The 24,176-nt window shown below is 58.8% G+C and carries 18 protein-coding genes; 13 read left to right on the top strand and 5 right to left on the bottom strand.

Annotated features, from left to right (window positions below):
* Window positions 1-109: 109 nt before the first annotated feature.
* The 3 genes from KBP52_RS04185 to KBP52_RS04175 are packed head-to-tail and all read right to left on the bottom strand — an operon-like array spanning window position 110 to window position 1,858.
* The gene (locus tag KBP52_RS04185; protein WP_116032671.1) at window positions 110-625 is read right to left on the bottom strand and encodes a hypothetical protein; all 516 of its coding nucleotides are present in this window, start codon (window positions 623-625) and stop codon (window positions 110-112) included.
* The gene (locus KBP52_RS04180; protein ID WP_212622158.1) at window positions 622-1,356 is read right to left on the bottom strand and encodes an alpha/beta hydrolase; all 735 of its coding nucleotides are present in this window, start codon (window positions 1,354-1,356) and stop codon (window positions 622-624) included. Before KBP52_RS04180 ends, KBP52_RS04185 begins: the two co-directional genes overlap by 4 nt.
* A 4-nt stretch (window positions 1,357-1,360) precedes the next feature.
* Window positions 1,361-1,858 (bottom strand): PAAR domain-containing protein, encoded by a 498-nt coding sequence (locus KBP52_RS04175; RefSeq protein WP_116032678.1) that lies wholly within the window; start codon window positions 1,856-1,858, stop codon window positions 1,361-1,363.
* A 498-nt stretch (window positions 1,859-2,356) separates the two neighbouring features.
* Between KBP52_RS04175 and KBP52_RS04170 the strand changes: the two genes are divergently transcribed.
* The 7 genes from KBP52_RS04170 (at window position 2,357) to KBP52_RS04140 (ending at window position 11,924) form a co-directional block, all read left to right on the top strand.
* Window positions 2,357-2,857 carry a hypothetical protein gene (locus KBP52_RS04170; protein ID WP_147304430.1) on the top strand — a complete coding sequence of 167 codons (501 nt, stop codon included), beginning with the start codon at window positions 2,357-2,359 and terminating at the stop codon, window positions 2,855-2,857.
* A gap of 617 nt (window positions 2,858-3,474) precedes the next feature.
* Window positions 3,475-4,557, top strand: coding sequence for a WYL domain-containing protein (locus tag KBP52_RS04165; RefSeq protein WP_116032688.1), 1,083 nt, complete (start codon window positions 3,475-3,477; stop codon window positions 4,555-4,557).
* Window positions 4,550-5,965 (top strand): hypothetical protein, encoded by a 1,416-nt coding sequence (locus KBP52_RS04160; RefSeq protein WP_116032692.1) that lies wholly within the window; start codon window positions 4,550-4,552, stop codon window positions 5,963-5,965. Before KBP52_RS04165 ends, KBP52_RS04160 begins: the two co-directional genes overlap by 8 nt.
* Window positions 5,966-5,975: 10 nt before the next feature.
* Window positions 5,976-9,182: a hypothetical protein gene (locus KBP52_RS04155; RefSeq protein ID WP_212622157.1), complete on the top strand. Its 3,207-nt coding sequence runs from the start codon at window positions 5,976-5,978 to the stop codon at window positions 9,180-9,182.
* Window positions 9,183-9,325: 143 nt separating this feature from the next.
* Window positions 9,326-10,231, top strand: a complete 906-nt coding sequence (gcvA, locus tag KBP52_RS04150; protein WP_212623096.1) for a transcriptional regulator GcvA — start codon at window positions 9,326-9,328, stop codon at window positions 10,229-10,231.
* A gap of 74 nt (window positions 10,232-10,305) precedes the next feature.
* The gene (locus KBP52_RS04145) at window positions 10,306-11,133 is read left to right on the top strand and encodes a DMT family transporter (RefSeq protein WP_212622156.1); all 828 of its coding nucleotides are present in this window, start codon (window positions 10,306-10,308) and stop codon (window positions 11,131-11,133) included.
* Window positions 11,134-11,162: 29 nt separating this feature from the next.
* A complete protein-coding gene (locus KBP52_RS04140; RefSeq protein WP_212622155.1) occupies window positions 11,163-11,924 on the top strand; it encodes an SDR family oxidoreductase in 762 nt (253 codons plus the stop codon).
* 37 nt (window positions 11,925-11,961) lie between these two features.
* On the opposite strand, the gene KBP52_RS04135 is transcribed toward KBP52_RS04140, so the two are convergent.
* Window positions 11,962-12,930: an AraC family transcriptional regulator gene (locus KBP52_RS04135; protein WP_212622154.1), complete on the bottom strand. Its 969-nt coding sequence runs from the start codon at window positions 12,928-12,930 to the stop codon at window positions 11,962-11,964.
* A gap of 102 nt (window positions 12,931-13,032) precedes the next feature.
* Between KBP52_RS04135 and KBP52_RS04130 the strand changes: the two genes are divergently transcribed.
* Together KBP52_RS04130 and KBP52_RS04125 are read left to right on the top strand one after the other, a co-directional pair.
* Window positions 13,033-14,283 carry an MFS transporter gene (locus KBP52_RS04130; protein ID WP_212622153.1) on the top strand — a complete coding sequence of 417 codons (1,251 nt, stop codon included), beginning with the start codon at window positions 13,033-13,035 and terminating at the stop codon, window positions 14,281-14,283.
* A 365-nt stretch (window positions 14,284-14,648) separates the two neighbouring features.
* Complete coding sequence (locus KBP52_RS04125) at window positions 14,649-16,592, top strand: methyl-accepting chemotaxis protein (protein WP_212622152.1); 1,944 nt, start codon at window positions 14,649-14,651, stop codon at window positions 16,590-16,592.
* Between the two features lie 123 nt (window positions 16,593-16,715).
* Here the strand turns inward: KBP52_RS04125 and KBP52_RS04120 are convergent, their stop codons facing one another.
* Entirely contained in the window at window positions 16,716-17,630 is a 915-nt protein-coding gene (locus KBP52_RS04120) for a LysR family transcriptional regulator (RefSeq protein ID WP_034154182.1), read from the bottom strand.
* A gap of 270 nt (window positions 17,631-17,900) precedes the next feature.
* On the opposite strand from KBP52_RS04120, the gene KBP52_RS04115 reads away from it, so the two are divergent.
* From KBP52_RS04115 to pgm, 4 genes are all read left to right on the top strand, one after another.
* A complete protein-coding gene (locus KBP52_RS04115) occupies window positions 17,901-18,923 on the top strand; it encodes a zinc-dependent alcohol dehydrogenase family protein (RefSeq protein WP_016983050.1) in 1,023 nt (340 codons plus the stop codon).
* A 548-nt stretch (window positions 18,924-19,471) separates the two neighbouring features.
* Window positions 19,472-20,938: a hypothetical protein gene (locus KBP52_RS04110; protein ID WP_212622151.1), complete on the top strand. Its 1,467-nt coding sequence runs from the start codon at window positions 19,472-19,474 to the stop codon at window positions 20,936-20,938.
* A gap of 49 nt (window positions 20,939-20,987) precedes the next feature.
* Window positions 20,988-22,388, top strand: a complete 1,401-nt coding sequence (locus KBP52_RS04105) for a PLP-dependent aminotransferase family protein (protein ID WP_212622150.1) — start codon at window positions 20,988-20,990, stop codon at window positions 22,386-22,388.
* A 105-nt stretch (window positions 22,389-22,493) separates the two neighbouring features.
* Window positions 22,494-24,140: a phosphoglucomutase (alpha-D-glucose-1,6-bisphosphate-dependent) gene (gene pgm / locus KBP52_RS04100; RefSeq protein WP_077573003.1), complete on the top strand. Its 1,647-nt coding sequence runs from the start codon at window positions 22,494-22,496 to the stop codon at window positions 24,138-24,140.
* The last annotated feature ends 36 nt before the right edge of the window (window positions 24,141-24,176 follow it).

Below are 24,176 nucleotides of genomic sequence, written 5' to 3'. Positions count from 1 at the left end.
GGCGCACAAATGAAAAAGCCCGGGGACGGTTTCCGGGCTTTTTTATGGGTGCAATCAAGTGACCATCAGAGCTTCGCCAATTCCCTGCGCCAGGCTCAGCAAAGGGCGGTTATCTGAAGATCTGTTCAATCATGATCCTGGCCGGGATGAATAACGTGTTCGTGTAATACGCCTCATACCCATAGGCAGTTATGCGAACTTTGCACGGGATTGAAGCTTGCGACGCCAGCAACGGTTTGATGGCGTCGTAGTCATTCAAGTCGCGTTGCGTTCCATCCGCATTGGTGTAGTAAAAGATCAGATCGGAGGAAAACTTGTAATTGGGCCTGGCTTGACTGCTTGCGTTCACTCGCCCTTCGGCTTTTACCGCGATTGAATGCTCGGATGAGAATTCCATGTCTCGGTTCAGAGAGCAGATCAGGGTGGGGCTGAGCTGGTTGGAACTTTCGTAATCATTGAAAGCGTTCTGCAAATCCACAGTGGAGTTGAAGTGTGCCGTGAACAGATTGGCGGGGCCGAGCTCAAACGACGATAACGTGAGGTCGGCGGGTGGAATACTGGCCGTTTTTACGCAGCCAGTGCAGAGAAGAACGCCCAGGTAAATGACCGCGCGGAAGCTGTTCATTGGCCAAAGATACCGGTGATTGAATCAAAAATCAGATCGCAAGCGGACTTCGTTCCTTGCACAGGTTCGAAAAACATCCAGTCAGCAGAAGCATGGTGCTTATCAATGGTTTTATTGATGGTCGGACCTGCTTCGATAATCCAGCGCTCGCCGAAGTCAGCGACACCGTCAGATTGGTCGGGTGTACTGGCGTTGGCGCGGATGTTGATCCATGTTTCGGCGACAGGCGTTGGTTCAGAGAAATAGATGTCGGAACCCAGCCATACGAGGAACCCTTCACCCACGGGATCCAGTGTCACCAGATATTTGATGGTGTAACCGGCTTCGGACAGGATCTGTGACAGATGTGCACCGTTCCATGCGCCGAGACTGTGGCCGACGATGTAAACCGGGCAGGACTTATTGGGGATGTTGTCGATGAAGTGAGTCTGGATATCGCCGGCCCCCCTTGCATCCTTATAGCTTTTAGGGAGGCCCGTGTATTTCGCCTTCAGCTTAGCGTTGCCGGCTATTTTGGCGTCGAGCAGTTTTTGTGCGTCATCGATATTGTGGAACGCGCCCTGGAAATAGTATTTCTCCTGGTCGGCAGCCCCGCCGATGAAAAAAACTATCGCTTTCTTTATTGCAACGGGAGCCGTCTTTACAGACTGATCCTTCACGAGTGTTAACGTCGGCGTGACTGCCAGACTCGCGGTATTGCCATTTGGAAGCTGGATTTGCTCTGCCGGCATGTTTTCAATCTTCCAGGAAGAGTTTGAAGGTTTCTGCCACGTGCGAACTGACAACGTGCGTAAACCCCAACGCATCGCTGGTTCCGTACTCGAAGCTGCCGTTAGCGCGTTGAATGGCGTAGCCATGGTTAGGCATGGGCTCACCGGTGCTTTCGTCGATCAACTTGATCTTGTCGCTGAAGTGCACCGGCATCGGCAGCAGACCGCTGAAAGGTGCCGAGACGAAGGTGTCGCCGATGATGACTGTTCCGGAACCGCCCACCACGACGTTGCCGTGTCCGCCTGTGCTGTCAATCGTCGCAGCGTTCAAGCCATTGATGAAAACTGTCGAGCTGACGCCGCCGGTGATTGGACTGCCGCAGGCGGACTTGTCGGTCATCCGCGCGGCAGCAAGTCCGTCGAAGTTCACGTTGGGCGAGCCACTGGCAATTGGATTCGTGCCATGTCCCGGAAGAGGGCAGCTAGTGGGGTCCGAAAGGCGTGCAGCAGGTTTTCCGCTCATTGGAAGTTCCGTTTCAAGAGATCACAGGCTATTCGTTGAATGGTTTTCGTGCAGCGACGGCTGGAAAGCAGCGCTTGAGCTGGCCTGAGAATATCGGCCTCAAGCAGTCATGGTGACGGGGAAGTGCGAAGGTGGGGTGTCAGTTCAGCGAGACTTTGACCACGTGGGCATCCGGACGCACGCGCGTGCTCGCCTTCAATCACATCGACGATGCTTGAAGAGGAGAGATGCACAAGCGCTTGCATGCGCGAAGTACGCATAAAATCTTACCGTCCCTGGAAATTTCGTTGCAAAGAATGCCGCAAGCCAGTGTTGCGTTCAACAGTATTGCGCATCTCAAACGCTGATATCAGAGAGGAATACGGTGTGGCTCGCGCGTATTGTGGCGACAGCCGCCCCAGCAATGACGGCTTTTCACGAGACTTCCTGCGCAGGGAGGTGAGCTTTTGAGAGGGAGAGTGAGTGATAGATCAGAGAGTACGCACGATGAGGATTGATATGTTCAAGGTTAAAAAAATACGTCCCAAATTACACATTGTTGCGAGGATATCCCGGGAGCTGGCACTCGCCTTTGCATTGGGAGGAGTGCCAGTTCTGTTAAATTCAGAGTCGTCAACACAGTTCAAGGCAATGCTGGACCTTTTACTCACCGCGCCTTTTTTGATGGGCTACTACGCGTGTCTGTGTTTAGCATTCGCGATGGCCGCAATTTTTAAATACAAGTGGAGGTTCATGTCCGCTCGGTATCAGTGTTGGCTCGACGCTGTGCATCTTTTTTTAGGTGACATTGGTGGAAGTTTTTTGACTGCAGGCAGAACGGGTCTAGGCGCGATACTGGGATTTTTAACGGTTTGGCACTGGGTCGAACCCGACTCGTTGAGCACTGCGAATGTAATTCGTACGCTTGTCATGGTTGTCAGTCTCACCTTGCTTAGCATGATGCTGGCATTGGGCGAAGAGACTTTGAAAGATCCAAAGCAGGCAGCGGCCAGTAAATAGCTCAGTAAAGTGTTCGGAGCACTCTGTCGAGGGCAAAGACCTCTTGCGGGTCTCGTATAGCGACTGCGAGATATTCAGCGTTCGCTGCATATCAAGTCATACTGACGGCAATAGAGTTCCTGCAATGTACTGAGGTCAAACGGTAACGGATCCGCTTCACGAATCTGCTCTGTTTCGAGTGAGGTTACGGTGTCTTGATGGGCAGTTGTTACACGACTGCCCACGACTTCACGCTTGCGTACATCGAATGAGCTTTTGCCGGTGGTATCCAGCCCCAGGGATGGTAAAAGAGTTTGGTCAACCCGGCGACACGGTTTGTCGCCCGGCGCTGGAAGATAGGGTCAAACGTCACCGAGACCCTCATCATGAAAAACCTCTTCGCTTTCATTGGACTGTGCGTAGTGCTCAAAAAGGGCTACGAGTTCTACACCGAATACACCGACCTCAAACACGAGCAACGCCAGCGAGCAGACTCCTGACGTGGCTGCAGTCATGGATTTGAAGATAACTTCGGGGTGGAACCATCACGGAGTTATGGCAGAATGCCACTCTGTTGAATTGGATTCACTGCAATGCCCGGCCGCTGTAGCGGGCGCGAAGAGTACAAGGAAGTCCTGATGTCCCAGGCTAAAGACACACTGCTCAGGCTGTTTGCCTTGTTGCGCCTTATCCCTACCGAACCGCAGCGTATCGCCACCACGACCTTGTTGGAAAAGCTGCGCGACAAGGGCTTTTCGGTGACGTTGCGCTCGATTCAGCGTGATCTCAACCGGCTGTCCATCCCGTTCTCGCTGCAGTGCAACGATAACGAGGTGCCGTTCCGCTGGAGCTTCACCAAGGACGCGCCGTTGCAGCTGCAGGACATGGACGCCTCGACGGCGCTGGCCCTGTACCTGTCGGAAAGCTACCTGAACACCTTGCTACCGCAGACCGTGCTCGATCAACTCGGCCCGCAGTTCCGCCGGGCCCGCAACTTCCTCGGTGACCTTGGCCACAATGGCCTGGCCGACTGGTCGCGGCGGGTGCGTGCGGTGCCTAACGGCAAGACCCTGATCCCGGCCGCGATAGCCCCGAGCACCTGGGCCCAGGTGTCCCAGGCCTTGCTTGAGCGGCGACCGCTCGACGTAGCCTACCGCAGTCGCAGCAAATGCGAACTCAAGCAGTTTCGCTTGCACCCGGCGGGCCTGGTTTCGCGGCACTCCATCAGTTATCTGCTGGCCTCGGTAGACGGCTATGACGACGTGCGCCAGTTCGCCTTGCACCGCATGCAGCAGGTCGCGGTGGTCGACGCCCGGTCGCCATCGCATAGCCAGTTCGATGTCGACGATTACATCGCCACCGGGATCTTCAGCCACCGCCAGGCCGAGACGCAGGTGGAACTGGTCGCCGACGTCAGCGCGCAGATCGCCGTGCTGCTCGAAGAAACCCCGCTCAGTGCGCGACAGTCCCTTGAGGTCATCCCCGGACAAGCGTGGAAGCGCCTGCACGCCTGGGTACCCCAGGATCGCGACACGCTGTGGTGGATCTTTGGCCTGAACGACAACATTCGTGTCCACGCGCCACAGGTCTGGGTCGATGAGATCGCCCAGCGCCTGCACAGCATGCACGCGCTTTACCGAATGCCTGGCCTAGACGGCCGGCAACTCCTTTCAGCGGACACCGCTATCCAGGAAACCAGCCTGAGGAATACCCATGGATAAAGAACGCCAACGCGCGCTTGAACAGTCCGTCAGCCTGTGTCCGATCTGGACCGTGCAAGCTGCGGACAAGGCCGGGCGCATGCTTGCGGAAATCGGCCAAGCCAACGGCATCCTCGCCAAGGTCTCGTCCACCGCGCAAAACGCCGCGATCAAGGGCGGCTTCGCGGCGGAGACTTGGCACGCCGAGTCATTCAATCTTGACGCGATCCTGAAGGATAAGGACGTGCGCGCCTTCACCGACAACTTTGCCAATACGCCGCTGGGCCGTAACGACATGACCCACGACATCGTGGTCATGCGCGGTGACGACCAGTTGCTGGGCGCGCAGCTCAAGTACTTCAAAAATGCCGAGGCGACGCAGAAGGCGTTTCGCTCCACAAAGGACGGCGTGCACGCCTACAAGGACAGCGACCTGTTCCTCGGTCCCTCGGACCAGATCGAAGGCGTGCGCCTCTCGGCCGAGCGCGACGTCTTGAGGAATCAGCAGACCCGGCCGGAAGTGTCCCGGGCTGCGGAAAAGGTCCGGGACAACACCAGCGGGCAACTGGACGTCGATGGCGTGCAGTCCACTTCCTTGAGCAAGCGTGAGGCCGAGCACCTGGGCACCGCGAGCAAGACCGGCCAGGAGCTGCACGACAACTTGCAGACCGGCTACCTGAACAAGGCAACTGTGCAGCAAAGCCTGCGCGCCGCTGGCTCGGCGGCGGTCATCACCACGGTGATCGCCGGCAGCATTAACACCTTCCAGTACATCAAGCAGTTCAAGGACGGCCAGATCACGGCGGAGCAAGCCACCCTGCGCATCCTTGAGAACACCGTGATCGCCGCTGGCGACAGCGCCCTGAAGGCCGGCGTGGCCAATGCCAGCGTGAGTATCGCCGCGCGTTCCATGCCCGGCCTGTTCACGGGCACTCTGTTCAAGCGCAGCCTGGCCAACGGCGGCGTCGCCGGTGCGACAGTGTGCGCGGTCGACCTGGTGCAGTGCCTGGTGCTGTTCTCGGCCGGCAAGATGAGCGCGCAGGAAATGGAAACCCGCACCGGCAAGAACCTGTTCCAGACCGGCGCGGGCGTGGTCGGCGCGTCGGTCGGCGCCACTGTGGGGGCCATCGGCGGCCCGCCCGGGGCGCTGGTGGGCAGCCTGATCGGTGGCTTGATCACCACCCTGGCGATGAACATCGCCCTGGATAACCATATCGAGAAAGAGTTCCAGCTCACCCTCGCCAGTACCGAGCAGGTGGTGGGCAGCGCCATCGGCATGCATCAAGCGCTGGAGTTTCTGCAGGTTTCCCAGCAGTTCTACGCCGATTTTCACAAGGGCCTGTACCTGTCCGAGCGCCATTTCGCCGGGCAGGTCCGGACCCTGGCAGGACAAAGCAAACGACTGAAACACCAGATCGAAAACCTTTAAGGCCAATGAAATGACCGACACAACTGTTGAGGTAACGCAAGAGATCTTCGAACAGCCTCTCGAAGACGCAGACGCTCGAGCGATCGAAGCTCTGGTGAACCAGCACAAGGGCAATGCCGCCCTGACCCAGCAGTTGGCGCTCGATGCCTCGCGGGTCTTGGCGTCCAGCCAGGAACGCTTGGCCAGGCAGACCGGCGCGGGTTTCTTCAAGCGTTTGGGCAACAAGGTCAGCGGCAAGACCGGCCAGGATCAGTTGCACAACCAGGTCGACATGCTGCAGATGCAGAAATTCGCCTGGCACTACCTCAAGCAATTGCAGCAGCAAAACCTGATCAACGCCCAGAGCATCGCGGTGATCCGCAACAACCTGGGGACGATGAACGAATACATCATCGAGACCCGCGAATTCCTCTCGCTGGCGGTCGACAAGATCAACAGTCGCCTGGTGCAGGTAGAGAACCACGCCAGTTTTACCAACTGGTCGCTGCACATCGAAGCCAACAAGCGTCGCTTCAAGTCGATCCCGCGCAACCTGCTGGTGCTGCACCTCACCTATGACTTCATACGCAGCCACCGCGACGTGGTGTTGACCTCGCGGGACGTCAACCACCTGGTCGTTACCCTCGACAAGCTGGGGATCGACTGCGACGAAGATGTCCGCCTGCTGGACTTCATCATGGAGTTGATCGAGGGCATCGAGCTTGCCGGCATCGATCGCTTCCGCGAAATGATCGCGCTGGGCTTCGACGAGCATGTGGTGGATTCGCACTTCATCCAGAAGAACATCTCCGGCATTGGTTTCAATGCGCTGTATTTCTTGTCCGATCAGTACGAGCGCATCGTCAGCCTCATTGATGACGAAGAGATCTGCCGCAGCGACGAGGACCGCGAGAACATCATCTCGAAGCTGTTCGGCGAGGAGTTCTCCGGGCTGTCGACCACCTACGGCATCCGTGACCTGATCGGCGAGGTGATCGGCGGCAGCGCACTGGCCATCGACATCTACAAGGACGTCAACGGGCTCAACGTCGTCGAGCAGGACGACGAGCACGAGCATCAGGAGGGCGAGCCGCTGTCGCTGACCTCGGCGTTGCCGGAGATCAAGGTGCACAGCTTCTTCGACACGACACCCGACGAAGAAACCCGGCGCACCTACCTGCGCCTGTTCGCTTTGGCCATCGAGGGTTCCGCAACGCTGAACAAAGCAGGCGTGGAGTTCCTTGAACACCTGGCGGAGAAGGCCGGTTGCCCGGACATCGTCGGGCAGATCGGCCAGATCGCCGATAGTCCGCGCAAACTGCAGGACTACCTGCCGGCCATGCAGACGCTGCTCAACGAGGATGACCGCACCTACACCTGGCTGCTGGATGCCTTCTTCCTGCTGACCCTGTGCGGCCGGAAAATCGAGAACCAGTACGTGGCGCGGATTCTCGCGACCCTCAAGCCGGCGCAGTTCCGCGACAACTTCTCGCACATGCAGACGCTGCTCCGGGAGACCGAGGAAAAGCCGTTGCTCGACGCCGCCGCGAAACTGGCTGCACAGACCCGTGGCTGGAAAAACATCATTCGTTACCGCGTCCTGAGCTTCGAGCAGACCTACGAGGACATCGGCAAGAAACTGCACACCGCCAGTTGGGCTGCGACGACCCTGAGCTTCGACCTGATTGCGGTCACCAGCAAGGCCGCGGACCACTCGTTCTATATGGAATCGTTCGACGATGGTTTCTTGGCCAAGGTCAGTTCGGCAGTCTCCGCGTCCGCCTGCTCAGTAGGCCGCGGCCTGGCCCTGTCGAGTCTCAACACTGTGCGCAAGAAGGCCAGCGAGCTGATTTCAGAACACGGCACAGCCTTGAATTCGGCCAACGGCATGATCCGGCGCATGAATCTGCCGCCGATCAACTTCGACAGCGAGCTGGGCTACAGCGACTTCGACTTGGACAACTCGGCCTCGAACGACGACTGGCATGAACAGTTCTGCCGTTACGAAAGGCAGGTCGACAACACCCTGACCACCTTCTCTGAAGCGTGTTCCGCGGCGGATCGGCAGATCGACCTGTTCAAGGCTGGTGAATTCGACAGGTCGGTGGTGGAGATCGAGGCGCAGGAGCGTGCCTCCCGCGAACTGGCCCGGCAGCAGGAGCGGCTGGAGAAGTCGGCCGTCGTGGTCGAGATCGAGGGGAGCGCGCACCGCTTCAGCATCGAATGGCAAAACCTCGACAATCCACCTTGTGATCCGGAAAACGTCCGCCAGATCAAGACCAACGGCAAGGTCTGGTTGCTGGTCGACGACGATGGCGTGTTCCATCGCAGCGAGGACGGGCTGCACTGGCAGGTCGTGCAGCCGGATCCGCAGGAAGAGAAGCTCTACGTCAGGAAACTGTCTGTCGTCGACGGGGTGTGGATCCTGGTGGCGGGGTATCGCGAGGCTTTCTTCTACTCCCATGACGGGGTGTCCTGGCAGCGCAGCCAGATGCCGGACCTGCCCGATACCTACGGGTACTCGCCGACTGAGGATATTGTGCACTTCAATGGCAAATGGCTCTGGCGGTTCACCGAGCGAACCGAGTACTCGTATGTCGAGAAGGGCATCATTTTCGACTCGAACAGGACGGCGAGCTACGACAAGCCGTTGATCTACTGTGCCGATCGTCTTGATGGCACCTGGGAACGCTGGGAGGGTACTCCAAGGCTGCCCGAGGGCGCCGAGGCGAAAAGCATGCGCTCGCTGCCCGGTTCGCCGTGCCTGCTGCTGTTCTGCAGCTACAGCTACTTATACGTCTCGACCAAGAAGAAGAATGACGCGGCGTCCTTCGTCAAATACCTGCTGCCGGGCAAGAGCGACCGCACCTGTACCTGGGGCAGCGACAGGGACCACTTCGACGACCCGCTGATCACCCGCATGAGCGGCAAGTTGATGTGCGTCTGCTGGGATCAGTATCTGACTTCGGACAAGGGTTACGACTGGAAACTCCAGTCGCAGGAATTGCTCGTCGATAGCGTCTTCCACCTGGAGCGCCTAAGCCTGTTCACCAAAGCCAATGACGCCCAGCGCATCTATCTGAGCGAGGACGGCGAAGCGTTCAAAGAGTTCATGCTAGAAGAGGGGCGCTGGCGGTATCTGGCGGCGAAGGATCATGCCGTGTTGAGCGTCCACGAACTCAACGCCCATGAAACCTTTCTGCGCATCGGGCGCATTGTTTGCGAGCCGGTGGGGTGAGGTGATGCGGAGCGTTGCAGTCGCTGAGGCGATTCAACGCTCCGTGAGTATCGTCCGGTCGCCACGTTTCGAGTGAGTTTCGCACTATTATGAGCTAGCGTTCATGGATGCACTTTTCTGATCACTCGCTGGATACTGCTCTTATGAGAGACCTGCCGCCCACCGCGACCTTGCGCGCATTTGAAGCTGCCACCCGGCACTTGACCTTTACGTCGGCCGCACAAGAGCTACATGTGACTCAAAGTGCAGTCAGTCATCAGCTCAAGCACCTTGAGGCCCTTTGGGGAGTGCAGTTGTTTGAACGTGGCAAGGCGTTACGTCTCACCGCTGCGGGGGCTGCGCTGGCGCCCATCGTGCGCGAGTTTTTCATCAGCCTGGAGGCGACTTTGGGCGATTTGCGCGAGCAAAAAGACAGAGTTCGACTCAGCGTCAGCACTACCTATTCCTTCGCTCTCAAATGGCTGCTGCCACGCTTGCCACTTCTCGCTCGTCAGCACCCCGAGCTGCTGGTCTCGCTGGACACCACAGATAGAATAATCCACTTCTCTCAGGGCCAGGCGGATGTAGCCATCAGGCTTGGCAAGGGCGATTACCCCGGTCTGCATTCTGAGTTCCTGTTTGGGGAGCAGGTATTTCCTGTGGCCAGCCCTGAACTGCTGCGACGCGTCGGGACTCCGCAGAGCCCCGCAGAACTGTTGCATTTTCCGCTGCTGACGCGCGATGGTGTCGAACTGGTGCCAAAATGGGCGGTGTGGTTTCAAGCCGTCGGGCTGGCCTATTTGCCGCTCAAGGAGAGCGTCAGATTTGGCGATACCAACATGACGGTCGAGGCCGCCTTGCTCGGCCAGGGCGTTGCATTGGTGCGCAGCGGGCATGTCGAGAACGAAATCAGTGATGGCCGTTTGGTGCGGCTGTTTGATGTGCCATTCCCATCACCGCTGGCGTATTACTTCGTCTGTCCCAAGGGCATCGAAGCGCAACCGCACATCGCCAGCTTTCGCCAATGGTTGGTCAGCGAGGCACTGAAAGTCCGACGACTGGATGAGTGAGTCATGAGTTTTCGTTCATGCTGTGATGAGGAGGCTTCGCTTTAGTCCCGGTGCCGCATTGCCTAAAGTGACGCATGCCTATCCATATCATCTTCCTCGTGCTTTTCGCTGCGCTCCTGCATGCCAGCTGGAATGCGCTGCTGCGTAGCGGTGCCGATCGGCTGTGGTCGATGACAGTGATGTGTATTGCCATCGCCATCACCAGTGTCGTCGCCGCAGTGTTCATGGATCCCCCCGCGATTGAGAGCTGGGGCTATGCGCTGCTGTCGGGGTTGCTGCATGTCGGCTACAACCTGTTTCTGGTGCGCAGTTACCGGGTCGGCGACCTGGGGCAGACCTATCCGATTTCACGTGGATCGTCGCCGGTGCTGATCACCTTGGGGGCCGCCGTGTTTGCCGGAGAACGCATCACGCCTGACGTGTTACTCGGTATTGCGCTGGTGTCAGGCGGGATTATATCGCTGGCTTTCAGAGGGCGCAGTCTGTCGGTTCCCGGCCTGCCTTATGCGTTGGGAACGGGCGGCTTTATCGCGGCCTACAGCGTGGTCGACGGCATCGGCGCCAGGCTCTCCGGCGCGCCGCTGGCCTACACGGTGTGGATGTGCGCCCTGTGGGGCGTGCTGATGCCGGTGGTCTACATCGGCCTACGCGACACCCGCAGCTTGTTCTGCGTCCGGCCCGGAACAGTGACCGCATTGGTCGGCGGGCTGGTCTCTTTGCTTGCGTATGCAATGGTCACCTACGCCATGACCGAAGCGCCCTTGGGCGCAGTATCGGCATTGCGCGAAACCAGCGTGCTGTTTGCGGCGTTGATCGGCTATGTGTTTCTCGGCGAGACGCTCACCGCGCGCCGGATACTGGCATGCGTAGTGATCGCCAGTGGCACCCTCATCATCGGCTGATACAGCCAACGGCTCAGGAGCTTTATTTCATGATCAACGTCTCGCAGGCACCGCTGATTCTAATCACGGGGGGAAGTCGTGGAGTGGGGGCAGCCACCGCGCGGCTGGCCGCCGAAAGAGGTTATGACGTGGCGATCAGCTACGTTGCCAACGCGTCCGCAGCGCTGGCCGTGGCCGCAGATGTAGAAGCATTGGGGCGCCGGGCGTTGACGATGCGGGCCGACAGTGCGGACCCCCAACAGGTGGCCGATTTGTTCGCGGCCATCGACCGCACGTTCGGACGCATCGACGTACTGGTCAATAACGCCGGGATGCTGGCGCCTCAGTCTCGCTTGGAAGACCTCGGCTTCGAGCGGATGCAGCGCATCTTTGCGGTCAATGCCATTGGGCCAATACTCTGTGCCCAACAGGCGGTGAAGCGTATGTCTTACCGCCACAACGGCCCGGGCGGTGTAGTGATCAATGTCTCTTCGGCTTCGGCGCGCCTCGGCAGCCCCAACGAGTACGTCGACTATGCGGCGTCAAAGGGCGCCTTGGAGACGTTCACCATTGGCTTTGCAAAAGAGGTGGCTCGGGAAGGAATACGCGTCAACTGTATTCGCCCCGGACATATCTATACCGAAATGCATGCCAGTGGCGGTGAGCCGGGGCGGGTCGATCGTGTCAAGGACTCGATCCCGATGGGACGGGGCGGACAGCCTGAGGAAGTGGCACGCGCGATTCTATGGTTGGCGAGCGCGGAGGCTTCATTCGTTACCGGTACATTCCTTGATGTAACGGGGGGTAAATGAGTCGGTGGCAGGGATCATCGACTGTTTGCGCTCGATTTCAAGTAACAGCGGGCTGCCTCACCTTGCGACTCAATCCAGGCGTATTGCCCGTAATGCGCTTGAATGCACGACTGAAAGCGGCCTGGGAGGTATAGCCCAAACGCTGCGCCACCTCTTCAATCGGTAGCCTTTCGAGGGTCAGCCACTGGCTTGCAAGCCGCATCCGCAGTTCGGTGACATAGCGCAGCGGAGCCATGCCAATCGTCGCCTGGAAGCGGTCCGCGAAGACCGAGCGTGAGGTATTGCAGTGCTCTGCCAACTGCGCAACAGTCCAGTCGCGGCCCGGTTGTTGATGGAGCGCAAGCAGTGCACTGGCCAAGCGGGGATCGCGCAGGGCGGCGACCAGACCAGAGGCATTGCCGCAGGCGCACTCGACCCAGCCGCGAACGACCATGGCCGCCACCACGTCGGCCAACCGCGCGAGGATACCGGCGAAGCCGACACGAGCGGCGCTTACCTCGCGCTCCATGGTGGTGAGGATCGGCACTAGTCCGGGGTAACGCTGGCCGCCGGCATCAATCAGCATCAGGCCCGGCATCAGCCGGCCAAGGCCATGGATACTGCCCAGTTCAAACTCCATACAAGCACTGAACAGAATAGTGCTCGGAGTGGCGCTGGCATCGGTTCCGGTATCCACCGCGCTGACGGTGTCACCCAAGGGCGCACCGTCTAGATGATCGATGTCCTGAACAGGCGCGCCCTGATGGGAAAACAGTTGATGGGCTGCGCCATGGGAAATAAACACGGCGTTGCCGGCAGACAGCGCGTACGTAGTTCCGTCCTCCATCCGCAACACCGCATTGCCGACGGCCATGAAGTGGAACCAGGCGTGCCCAGGTTTTTCAGCAAAGCCCAAACCGAAAGCTGGACCCGTTTGGATACGCCGGTATTCAACGCCACGCAGGCGCATGCCGCGCAACAGCTCGTTGATGAGGTCCGAGGAAAGAGCAAACTGATCAGCAGGCATCGTTCAGGTGTTTTAGTCAAAAAGTAGAGACTTTGGATCATAGATCATCCGGATTTCGGCGCCTAGACTTCGGCTCTTAATGAAGATTGGGAAATCCGTGCAATGACTGACTGTGTATGTAACACCGTATCCGACCGCCCTTGCGGCGTCGGCGCGGACGTAGAACCTGCAACCCCCGCGTGGATGGCAGTATTTTCGTTGGCAATGGGTGTGTTTGGGTTACTGACCGCTGAGTACCTTCCGGCCAGTTTGTTGACGCTGATGTCTACTGACCTGGGAGTGTCCGAAGCGCTGGCTGGCCAGGCGGTAACGGTCACCGCCGTGGTGGCGCTGTTCGCCGGCTTGTTGGTGCCAGGTCTGACCCGTGGTATCGACCGACGCTGGGTGTTGTTGGGTTTTTCGACATTGATGGTCGCCTCCAATCTGTTGGTCGCCGTTTCCTCCAGCTTCGTGGTGCTGTTGTTGATGCGTATCTTGCTGGGCATTGCCCTTGGCGGGTTCTGGAGCATGGCGGCGGCGGTAGCGATGCGCTTGGTGCCGAGTGCCTTGTTGCCCCGGGCGCTGTCGATCATTTTCAGCGGCATCGCCATCGGCACGGTCGTGGCGGTGCCGCTGGGCAGCTATCTGGGCGGGTTGTATGGCTGGCGCAGCGCGTTCTTCGCAGCGGCGGCGGTAGGCATGGTGACCCTGGCGTTTCAGTCATTCACTTTGCCGCGCCTTGCGCCGCGCCGACCGGCACGTCTGCGCACCGTACTCGAGGTGTTGCAGCGCCCAGGCATCGCCATGGGCATGTTCGGTTGTGTGCTGGTGCACAGCGGCCACTTCGCGATGTTTACCTATGTTCGACCCTTCCTTGAAGGGACTACCGGTATCGGTCCGCAAGGGCTGTCCCTGATGCTGCTGGGGTTCGGTGTGGCGAACTTCGTCGGCACGCTGTTGGCCGGCCGGCTGCTGGAGCGCCACCCGCTGGCCACTCTGGTGCTGATGCCCGCGCTGGTCGGCGTTGCAGCACTGGCGTTGGTGCTGTTGCCGGCCTCGGTGCCGGGGCAGGCGCTATTGCTGGCGGTCTGGGGCATGGCCTTCGGTGGTGTGCCGGTGGCGTGGTCGAACTGGGTCGCCAGCGCGGTACCTGATCAGGCGGAAAGCGCCGGAGGCATGGTAGTGGCCTCTGTGCAGTCAGCCATCGCCACTGGCGCCGCCGCTGGCGGTGCAATGTTCAGCCTCGGTGGCAGCGCAGGCGTATTCGTAGCGGCAGCCGTGTTGATGCTGCTGGCCGCGTTGCTGATTGCCCTGCGTGTCCGCGTCCCTTCTGCCCATGGCGTTCGCCAGTCCAAGCCCGCGTTGCACCTTTGATCCGGTTTGCCAAACCGCCTAAATCCGTCCTGTTCTGTTACTGAACTCCCACGCCGCTAATGGGCCAGTTGGATTGGGTCCAACTGGCGCAGAAGCCGGATCCCGAAATCTGGCAGGGTTGGGTCAGTGAAGCGGCGGCCAGGAAAATCGATGCGACGTTCTGGAAGGTTTTCCAATGCAGGGAAGCCTTTTTTTAATCGCAGATAGATTGCGCTGAGTTTGCCGATGTTCGCCGTTCTAAAGTGCGCACCGTCGCGGTCGATAACTCAGAGTACGCATGGGCTCTATCTCCTCATAACAACACATGCGACGTTCAGTGCTAGCGTTTCCCCTTGCCAAAACTATAAATATCCGCAGGTGAAGTCATGAATATCAAGCAGAAGCTGACCTGGGCGTTTGCGGCAATCGCGTGCGTCCCGGTCATCCTTGTCGCCGTTTTGGTAGTGCTGAATCTGCGAGAGGGGGCCCTGACCAATTTTCTCGACAGCAGCGGTCGCGAGATCCGCCAGATCGACAATGGCATGAAACAGTTTTTCGACGGCATTAGCCAAAACGTCGACTATGTAGCCAAGGACCCGCGCGTTGTTGCGGCCAAAGACCTCAAGAGCTACGCGGGTGCCGAAGCCGCGCAAATTCCACTTACTCAGGCCAACAAAGAGCTGCTGGCGATATTTGACCAGTTCGCCAAAACTCATCCGAGTACCGCTTACCTGTCCCTGGGTCTGAGCGACGGCGGCTACGCCAGTTGGCCGGACGACACCAAGCTGAACAACTACGATCCGCGCGTCCGTCCCTGGTATAAAGCGGCCATCGCCACGCCAGGCACCACTGTGCGCACGGGTGCCTACTATTGGGCGCCGGACGATGTGACGCTGATCGGCACTGTGCGTACTGTCGCCGACGCCGCCGGAAATATCCTGGGAGTGGTTGGCCTGGACGTGTCGCTCAAACAGCTCACTGAACTGGTGCGCAACATCAAGCTGGGCGATAGCGGCTACCTGATGCTGGTGGAAGACAACGGTAACGTGCTGGTAGACGCTAGCGATGCGAAGCACAACTTCAAACCTCTGGCCGATCTGGGTCCCAACTACGCCGAACTAGCCAAGGGAGGCGACGGCGTGACCCAAATCGAGATTGATGGCGTGGCCTACATGGCCAACGTGGTCAGTTCCAAAGGCCTGGGCTGGCGCTTTATCGGCCTGATCAAGCGTGATGAAGTGATGGCCGACGTCACCCGGCTGACCTGGCTGATCGCCGCCATTGCCGCGGCATTGGCGTTGGTGTTCGCGATAGTAGGCGCCAGCTTTGCCAGCGTCATCGTGCGTCCGATTCGCGGCGTGGCCGACGGCCTGCAAGAAATCGCCGAAGGAGAAGGCGACCTGACGCGCCAACTCCAGGTGCAGGGCAAGGATGAAACCGCCAGCCTGGCGGGCTGGTTCAACCAGTTCCTGAGCATGATTGCACAATTGGTGCAACGCATCGGCAACGCCTCATCTGACCTGCAGACCGCGGCCGCCGACACGAGCGAAGTGGCCAACAACATGAACCAGGCTGCAGGTCGCCAGCGTGAGGCCGTGGAGTTGGTGAGCACCGCATTCAACGAAATGGTCGCTACTGCCAACGAAGTCGCACGTTCGTGCAGTGCTGCCGCGACGAGTGCCGACGAAGGCTACCGCGACGTACATGACGGCCAGCAGCACATCGGCGAAGCCACCGGCAGCGTGCTCAAGCTCAGCGAAGACCTGCAGAAATCGACCCAGACCATGCAGTTGCTGGAGCAGGACAGCCAGAACATCAACACCATTCTCGACACCATCCGCTCGATTGCCGAGCAGACCAACTTGCTGGCGCTCAACGCGGCGATTGAAGCGGCGCGCGCCGGTGACCAAGGCCGAGGCTTCGCCGTGGTCGCCGACGAAGTCCGCGCCCTGGCTCGCAGGACAGCCGACTCCACCGGCGAGATCGACAGCTTGCTGGGCAATCTCGCCCGCCGCACCCAAGAGGTCACGCAGCAGATGCAAGGCAGCCTGCAAGTGTCCCACGCCAGTGTGGAACGCATTCAGCAGGCGCGTGACAGCTTCGACAAGATCCGTGGCTCGGTGGACTCGATCCGCGACCAGAATACCCAGATCGCCACAGCTGCTGAGGAGCAGCACCAGGTGGCCGAAGAGATCAATCGCCACATCGCGCAGATCCATGCCGATGCCCAACTGGTCGAAGGCTTTGCTCAGTCGTCACAGGCTGGCTCGGGTCGATTGATAGACATTTCCGGTCAGCTCAAAGGCCTGGTGGGTCGTTTCAAATATTAGTATCCCGACCCGAATGAAAACGGTGAGCACTCACCGGTTTCATTCGGCCGACATACGCAGGTTTATTGCTTCCACTGTTCCGTTGAAAGTCTCAGACCGGTCTATCGAATAGCGGAGAAGACCCTAGAGACTATCCGGATCCCCGAAAAACATCTGAATCCGCGACCGTAACCACCGCTCACCCGGGTCATTATCCTGCGACCCACGCCACGCCATATGCAGTTCAAACGTGCGCGTCGGCAGCGGTGGATCTTCCGCACGAACGCCGCCAGCAGCCGTCAGCGCATCCGCCGTGTAATCCGGCACGGTCGCCACGATGTCAGTGCCTGCCAGCAACGTACTCAAGCCATTGAACTGCGGAACGGCCAGCACCACATGACGTTTGCGGCCCAGTTTCTCCAGCTCTTCATCAATAAAGCCACTGAGGTCGCCAGCAAATGACACCAGCGCATGCGGACGTGCGCAGTAGTCGTCCAGGCTCAACGGCCCCGGCACGGTATCGGCGCGCAGCAGTTTTGGTGCGCTGCGACGCAGGACCTTGCGTTTGGCGTTGGCCGGCAGGTCCGTGGTGTAGCTGACGCCAATGGAGATCTCGCCGGAGGCCAACAGGCCCGGCATCAATATGTAGTTGACGCGACGAATCACCAACACGATTCCCGGCGATTCGGCGCGCAGGCGTTTGAGCAGCATCGGCAGCAGGGCGAATTCGACGTCGTCGGACAGGCCGATACGGAATACCGAGGTGCTGGTCGCCGGGTCGAATTCGGCCGCACGGCTGACGGCGGTCGAAATCGAATCGAGGGCCGGCGAGAGCAGGGCGAAGATTTCCACCGCGCGGGCGGACGGTTCCATGCTGCGCCCGGTGCGCACGAATAGCGGGTCATCGAACAGGCTGCGCAGGCGCGAGAGCGCCGCACTGATCGCCGGTTGACCGAGAAACAGTTTTTCTGCCGCCCGGGTCACACTGCGTTCGTGCATCAATGTTTCGAATACGATCAACAGGTTCAGGTCGACACGACGCAGGTCATTACGATTCATCTGGAGTCCTGGCAGAGTCATCAAGCTTGACGAGAGCGGCCATATGAGAACAATGGCCGGCATGAATCTTACGGGGAAAGGCTGGTACTCTGCACCGGAAAATTCAGCTTTACTGAGACGGTGGCAGCAGTTTTTTCATGGATTTTGCCAACGCCGCCCCTGCTGCGGAATCAATGACAGGCATGTCGACTATTAATAGCCACTGATAGTCTTGGGTCAAAAGCCCAGATAGAGTTCATGGCATTAGAGGTTACTTTGACGAGGTTTGCGATGTCCCGCACGATCCGTTTTCACAAGTTTGGTCCGGCCGAGGTGCTCAAATGCGAAGAGCATGCGGCCGCTCAGCCAGGTCCTGGCGAAGTGCAGGTGCGCGTCGAGGCGATCGGCATCAGCTGGTACGACACCCTTTGGCGTCAGAATCTGGCCTCGTCTCAGGCACGACTGCCTGCCGGTCTTGGTCACGAGATGGCCGGTGTGATCACCGCTGTCGGCGACGGTGTCGATGATCTGGCAGTGGGTGACAAGGTCGCCAGCTTTCCGGCAGAGAGCGCGAACGACTACCCGGTCTACGGCGAGTCGATCGTGCTGCCGCGCACCGCGCTGACCCGTTATCCGGATGTGCTCAGCCCGATCGAAGCCAGCGTGCACTACACGCCGTTGCTGATCGCCTACTTTGCCTACGCCGATCTGGCGCGGGTCAAGCCGGGGCAGTTCGCTCTGGTCACGGACGCCAGCCATTGCGCCGGTCCTTCGTTTGTCCAGTTGGGCAAGGCGATGGGCGTGCGGGTGATTGCCGCGACCAAAGAAGCTGAAGAGCGCGAGTACCTGCTGTCCCTTGGTGCAGAAAAGGTCATCGTCACTGAAGAGGAAGATCTGTTGATGCGAATCAACAAGATCACCGACAACCGTGGTGTCGACGTGGTGTTCGACGGTCTCGGCGGGCCGCAGATGTCGCTGCTTGGCGATGTGCTGGCGCCGCGTGGCAGCCTGGTGTTGTATGGCTTGCAGGGCGGCAATCAGACGCCGTTCCCGGCCTGCGCAGCGTTCCAGAAGAACATCCAGTTCTTCGTGCATTGCATCGGCAATTTCACCGGCAAGCCGGAACTGGGCATTACTCAGGATCACGTCGCGTTGCAGCGTGCCTTGCGTGACATCAACCAGTTGACCGCCGACCGCGTGTTGCTGCCGCTGAAGACGCGTGTATTCCCGTTCAACGAGTTCGTCGAAGCGCATCGCTACATGGACGAATGTCCGTGCCGCGAACGGGTCGCGCTGCAGGTCGAACCGGCGTAAGCCCTGTCATCAGAGTCCGTGGCCCCACGGACTCTTGTGCGTTTACCTTCCCTCCTGAAAAACAGAGCTCCCTGGCACGATGCCCGGGGCCGTTCAGCAACTGAACTGGTTTTTGCTCTTCATCTGTATCTTCTAATCACAATGTAAGCCCTGATAATTGAATGATTACTTTCATCTCAAGGAATGAGTCATGGCTGTGCATTCAATTTGTCCTGCGCGATATCAAACGAATAAATCGATTGATCAAGCCGGTTTTTGTTTAATTGTTGTAGGGCTATTCGGAAACCGCTTCTCTTTTTCTTGTGCTCACTTTCCGTGGGACGTTGTGGGAAGTTTCCTAGGATTATGTCCAGGAAAAAATATCTCAACAATTACAGGGGCTTGGAGGTCCGCTTTGGCAGTTTAAGGCGGTTTGTCAGTTCAAGTGTTTCAAATAACTACAAACTTGTAAGTGTTAGCATTCGAACGTCTATTACTTATTGATGAATTGTCGCCTGACTGATTTTCAGTCCGCGTGGCATGAAACTTTCGATACCGGGTAAATACCGATGAGCACGATCCATGATCAGGCAATGAACTATGTCTACCAGCAAGTATTGCAGCGTTTGCTGAGTTTCTTCTCTCGAGCAGAACGCACGGCGCTGCAGTTGCTGATCCAGCGACTGGCAGTGGCTGCCGGCGGTATGGAGAACATCGGTCATTTCAAGGTACTGGTGAACCAGTCAGGGTCGCGCGACAGTTGTTATACGCTGGCATTGCTGCGGGCCGCTCAACTGACCATCGCTGGCCGTTCGCCCGCGACCTTCCAGTTGCGGGTCGCCAACCTGCGCTGGAACGGCAGCAGCCAGGTGTCGCTGCAAAACATGCATCGCAGCTATAGCGCACTGTTTCTGTATGACGATCCCCGGGTCGAACTGGTGATGGTGGATCACCGCGAGGTTCTGCCGTTTGATCATCAGGCTCCCATTGGCGAGGCGGGGCGTGAGGCCAACCGCATCAATCTGCTGTTGATTGGACATTGTCGAAGCTGGAACGAACCGCTCGAATTATGGGATGACGCTTATCTGGCCACAGCCGAGTTCTATGGACAGGTTGCCCGCTGGAACAATGGCGTCGATGCGATGATCGGCAGTGAGTCCACGCGCCGTCAGAAGCACTTCCTCGACGGATTGGGTCGCGCCGTACAGAAAGCTGCGATCGCCGGACCGCAAGTGAGCACTGTCGGCTTTGACATGCTGTTCCCGCTGCTCGATGGGCTCGGTGGCGATTATTACCGCGAGTTTTACCCCGAAGACGAGCGGGTAACCTGGCGGCCGGAAGGTCAGTTTGAAGCCTGTCGGCGCACCAGTTTTGTCAGTATCAACGACATGATTGTCGGCAAACTCGAAGAGCGCTGGCCTCTGCTGAGCGACTTTCTGGGTTTTCAGGCGGATGACCTGACGCTTTATCAAGGTGATGACGAACACGTGGAGCCTTTGGTGGCCGCGCATTTGCAAGGCATGCAGGCGCAATTCATCGAGGGACGGACCTATGAGGCCGGCGTCGCTGATTACCTGAAAAGCAGCCTGATCACGATGCGGCAAAAGCAGGTCCCAGAACCTGTTTGCGAACAGTTGCTGGCGAGCTTCGGCAATCTGCAGGAACCTGAAAATCTGCGTTTGCAGGCGGAAAGCTCCTTGTTGGCCAACTTCGACCTGAATGAAATTCAGCTGACGTGCCTGCTGTTTGCACCGTTCATCAACAGTGGTGCCGGGCTTGAGCGGTTCCTGCGTAATTGTCACCCCGGCATGTTGGTGGCGTTGCCGGAACTGCACCGGGCCATGCAGGGCCTGCATGCGCCGGAACAGGTCATGAAGTGGATGACAGATGTCAGTGGTCTGCCCGTCAAATTGATTGTGCGTCTTTACAAAATGGGCCCGATTCGTATGCCCGCAGCCAGCGACGAGGCTTCGAACACCGAAGGTGGGGACAACGCGAGTGTCGAACCGACAGTCGACCGATCCGCTGAAGGTTGATCGTGAGCCACTTGCCGGGAGCTAAAACCATGCCCACGGATGCGGGCTCGTGAAAGCGTCGAGGGCGAACGACTTCGTTTATCAGGCGGTGTATCGATATCTGACGTTGTTGATAGACGAGGCGGGGAGCAGTGCGGCGGTGCGCTTGCCCTCACTGCGTCAACTGGCTGATCGACTCAACGTCTCGATCTCGACTGTCCAGTACGCCTATTCGCTGCTGGAAAAGGAAGGCCGGGTGTATTCGATCGCCAAGTCCGGTTACTACGCGCAAGCGTTGCACGTGATGGATTCGCCAGAAAGTGGCAGTGATTTGCTGGAAACCGTTTACGTCAACGCAAGGCGCCCGGGCATGTGCGTGCTCAGCGCTGATGAACCGGCCTCATTGCAACCGCTCGACAGTCCGTTGTTAACGCTGGAGCGGGAGCTGCTGCGCCAGTATCCGCGCCAGCCGCAAGCGCTGGTGCAACCCTGTGGCGAACTGGAGTTGCGTACGGTACTCGCCGCACGTTACACCTCATCAACCGCCAACTATTGGCGTGCAGACGACGTTTACATTGGCGCAGATCTGCGCGGCGTCCTGGAAATTCTGATTTCCGTGCTTGAGCTGCGTCGGGCCACTGTGATCGTTGAATCGCCCTGTGACTGGGTGATTTTACGCCTGCTGGCCGCCGCCGAGGTGCGCGTCATCGAGTTGCCGTTGCTCGCCGGTGGCGTGATTGATCTGCAGCGGCTGGAGTCGTTGCTCAAAAATGAGCCGGTGCGTTTGATGCTGTTGTCGTCAGTGCTGAGCATGCCCCGGGGAAGCCTGATACCGCTGAGTAACCAGCAGGCAATCGCACATTTGCTCGGGCGTCACGGTACCTGGGTGCTGGAAAACGACTGTTACAGCGAGCTTCATGAAAGCGCTGATGCCCAACGGTTGCGCGACTGGCTTGATCCTGACCGTTTGCTGGTGTTTTCCACGTTCGAAAAATTCATCGGGGCCGAGGCGCCTTTTGGCATTTTGCTCTCACGACATTGGCGCAATGAGCTGCAGCGGCAATTTCTGTTACGCGCGTTTCGCTTGTCGCCGATCCGCCAGAAGGCCGTTGCCAGGCTGCTTGGGGGAGGGCGACTGGATCAGCATTTGCTGGTATTGAAACGGATGCTCAAGGAGCGTCGCACGCAATTGATCGAGTTGTTGCGAGAGCGTCTTGGCGATGCGCTGCAGATTGTCGAACCGCAAGGTGGCGCGACGATATGGGTACGTTCTCTGCGCCCGGTGAACATGGCACAGGTGTTCCAGCGCCTGCTCAGACAGCAAATCATCATTGCACCGGGCGAGCTGTTCAGCCTGCAAGGCCTGCATGCGCACCATCTGCGGTTGAGCCCGCTGAACCATGGCGACCATGACCTGGCCAGCGTCGTTGGCCTGCTCGGTGACGCCTTGCGTCTGGCGCCTGCTGAATAACGTTAAAAAACATCGGGAGCGTCCCGGATAGATCCCATCGCACTGCGGTCAAACTGCCAGTAAACTGCGCTCTATTCCTGAACCACTCTATTTCAGAGGTTTTGCATGACACTCAGTCCTTTTGCGGGCAAACCGGCACCGGCAGAATTGTTGGTCGATATCCCGCGACTGGTAACGGCTTACTACACCGGACAGCCCGACGCCTCGATTTCCACTCAGCGTGTGGCATTCGGTACATCCGGACACCGGGGCAGCTCGTTCGACTTGAGTTTCAACGAGTGGCACGTTCTGGCCATCAGCCAGGCGATCTGCCTGTACCGCGAAGCCCAAGGCATCACCGGGCCGCTGTTTGTCGGCATCGACACCCACGCACTGTCGACCCCGGCCGGGGCCAGCGCGCTGGAAGTTCTGGCCGCCAACGGTGTGACGGTGATGATCGCCGAAGGTGATGAATACACGCCGACACCTGCGATTTCCCACGCGATTCTCTGCTACAACCGTGGCCGTACCTCGGGCCTGGCGGATGGCATCGTCATCACGCCGTCGCACAACCCGCCACAAAGCGGTGGTTACAAATACAACCCAACCAATGGCGGGCCGGCTGATACCCACATCACCAAGTGGATCGAAGCCAAGGCCAATGAGCTGTTGGCCGCGAAACTGGCCGGTGTGAAACGCATCAGTTACGAGCAGGCGCTCAAGGCCAGCACCACGCATCGCCACGATTACCTGAACACTTATGTAGCCGACCTGATCAACGTGATCGACTTCGACGCCATTCGTGACGCCAAACTACGTCTGGGCGTTGATCCGCTGGGCGGAGCAGGGGTGCGCTACTGGTCGGCGATTGCCGAGCATTACCGCCTCGATCTGCAAGTGGTCAACAAGGAAGTCGACGCGACGTTCCGTTTCATGACCGTCGACTGGGATGGCCAGATTCGTATGGATCCGTCGTCCAGCCACGCGATGCAAGGCCTGATCGGGCTGAAAGAGCGCTTCGATGTCGCTTTCGCCTGCGACCCCGATCACGACCGCCACGGCATCGTGACGCCGTCCGGTGGTTTGCTTGCGCCGAACAACTATCTCGCCGTCTCGATCGATTACCTGTTCCAGAACCGCCCGCAGTGGCGCGCGGATGCTGGCGTGGGTAAAACCGTGGTCAGCAGCGGTCTGATCGATCGCGTGGCCAAGCGTCTGGGCCGTCGTCTGTACGAAGTTCCGGTCGGTTTCAAATGGTTCGCTGACGGCCTGTTCGATGGCTCGTTGGGTTTCGGTGGTGAAGAGAGCGCCGGCGCATCGTTCCTGCGCAAGGACGGTGGCGTGTGGAGCACCGACAAGGATGGTCTGATCCCGGCGCTGCTCGCCGCCGAAATGACCGCACGCACTGGTCGCGATCCAAGCCAGGCCTACAAGGCATTGACCGATGAGCTGGGCGAACCGTTCTCGGTGCGCGTCGACGCCAAGGCCAATCCTGAGCAGAAAGCACTGCTGAGCAAGCTGTCACCTGACCAGGTCACCTCGACCGAACTGGCCGGCGAGAAAATCCAGAGCATTCTCAGCCATGCCCCGGGCAACGATCAGGCAATTGGTGGTCTGAAAGTGATGACTGAAAACGGTTGGTTCGCCGCGCGTCCGTCGGGCACCGAAGACATCTACAAGATCTACGCCGAAAGCTTCATCAGTGACGACCATCTGAAGCAATTGGTCGTTGAAGCGCAGACGCTGGTGGATGGCGCCATCTCCAGCAAGTGATGCTCGCAAGCGCATGAAAAAAGGGGCAACCATGAT

Origin of the sequence: Pseudomonas sp. SCA2728.1_7, from assembly GCF_018138145.1 — a bacterium.
Lineage (GTDB): Bacteria > Pseudomonadota > Gammaproteobacteria > Pseudomonadales > Pseudomonadaceae > Aquipseudomonas > Aquipseudomonas koreensis_A.
The sequence above is the reverse complement of the archived record's forward strand: the minus strand, read 5'-3'. Positions and strand labels throughout refer to the sequence as shown.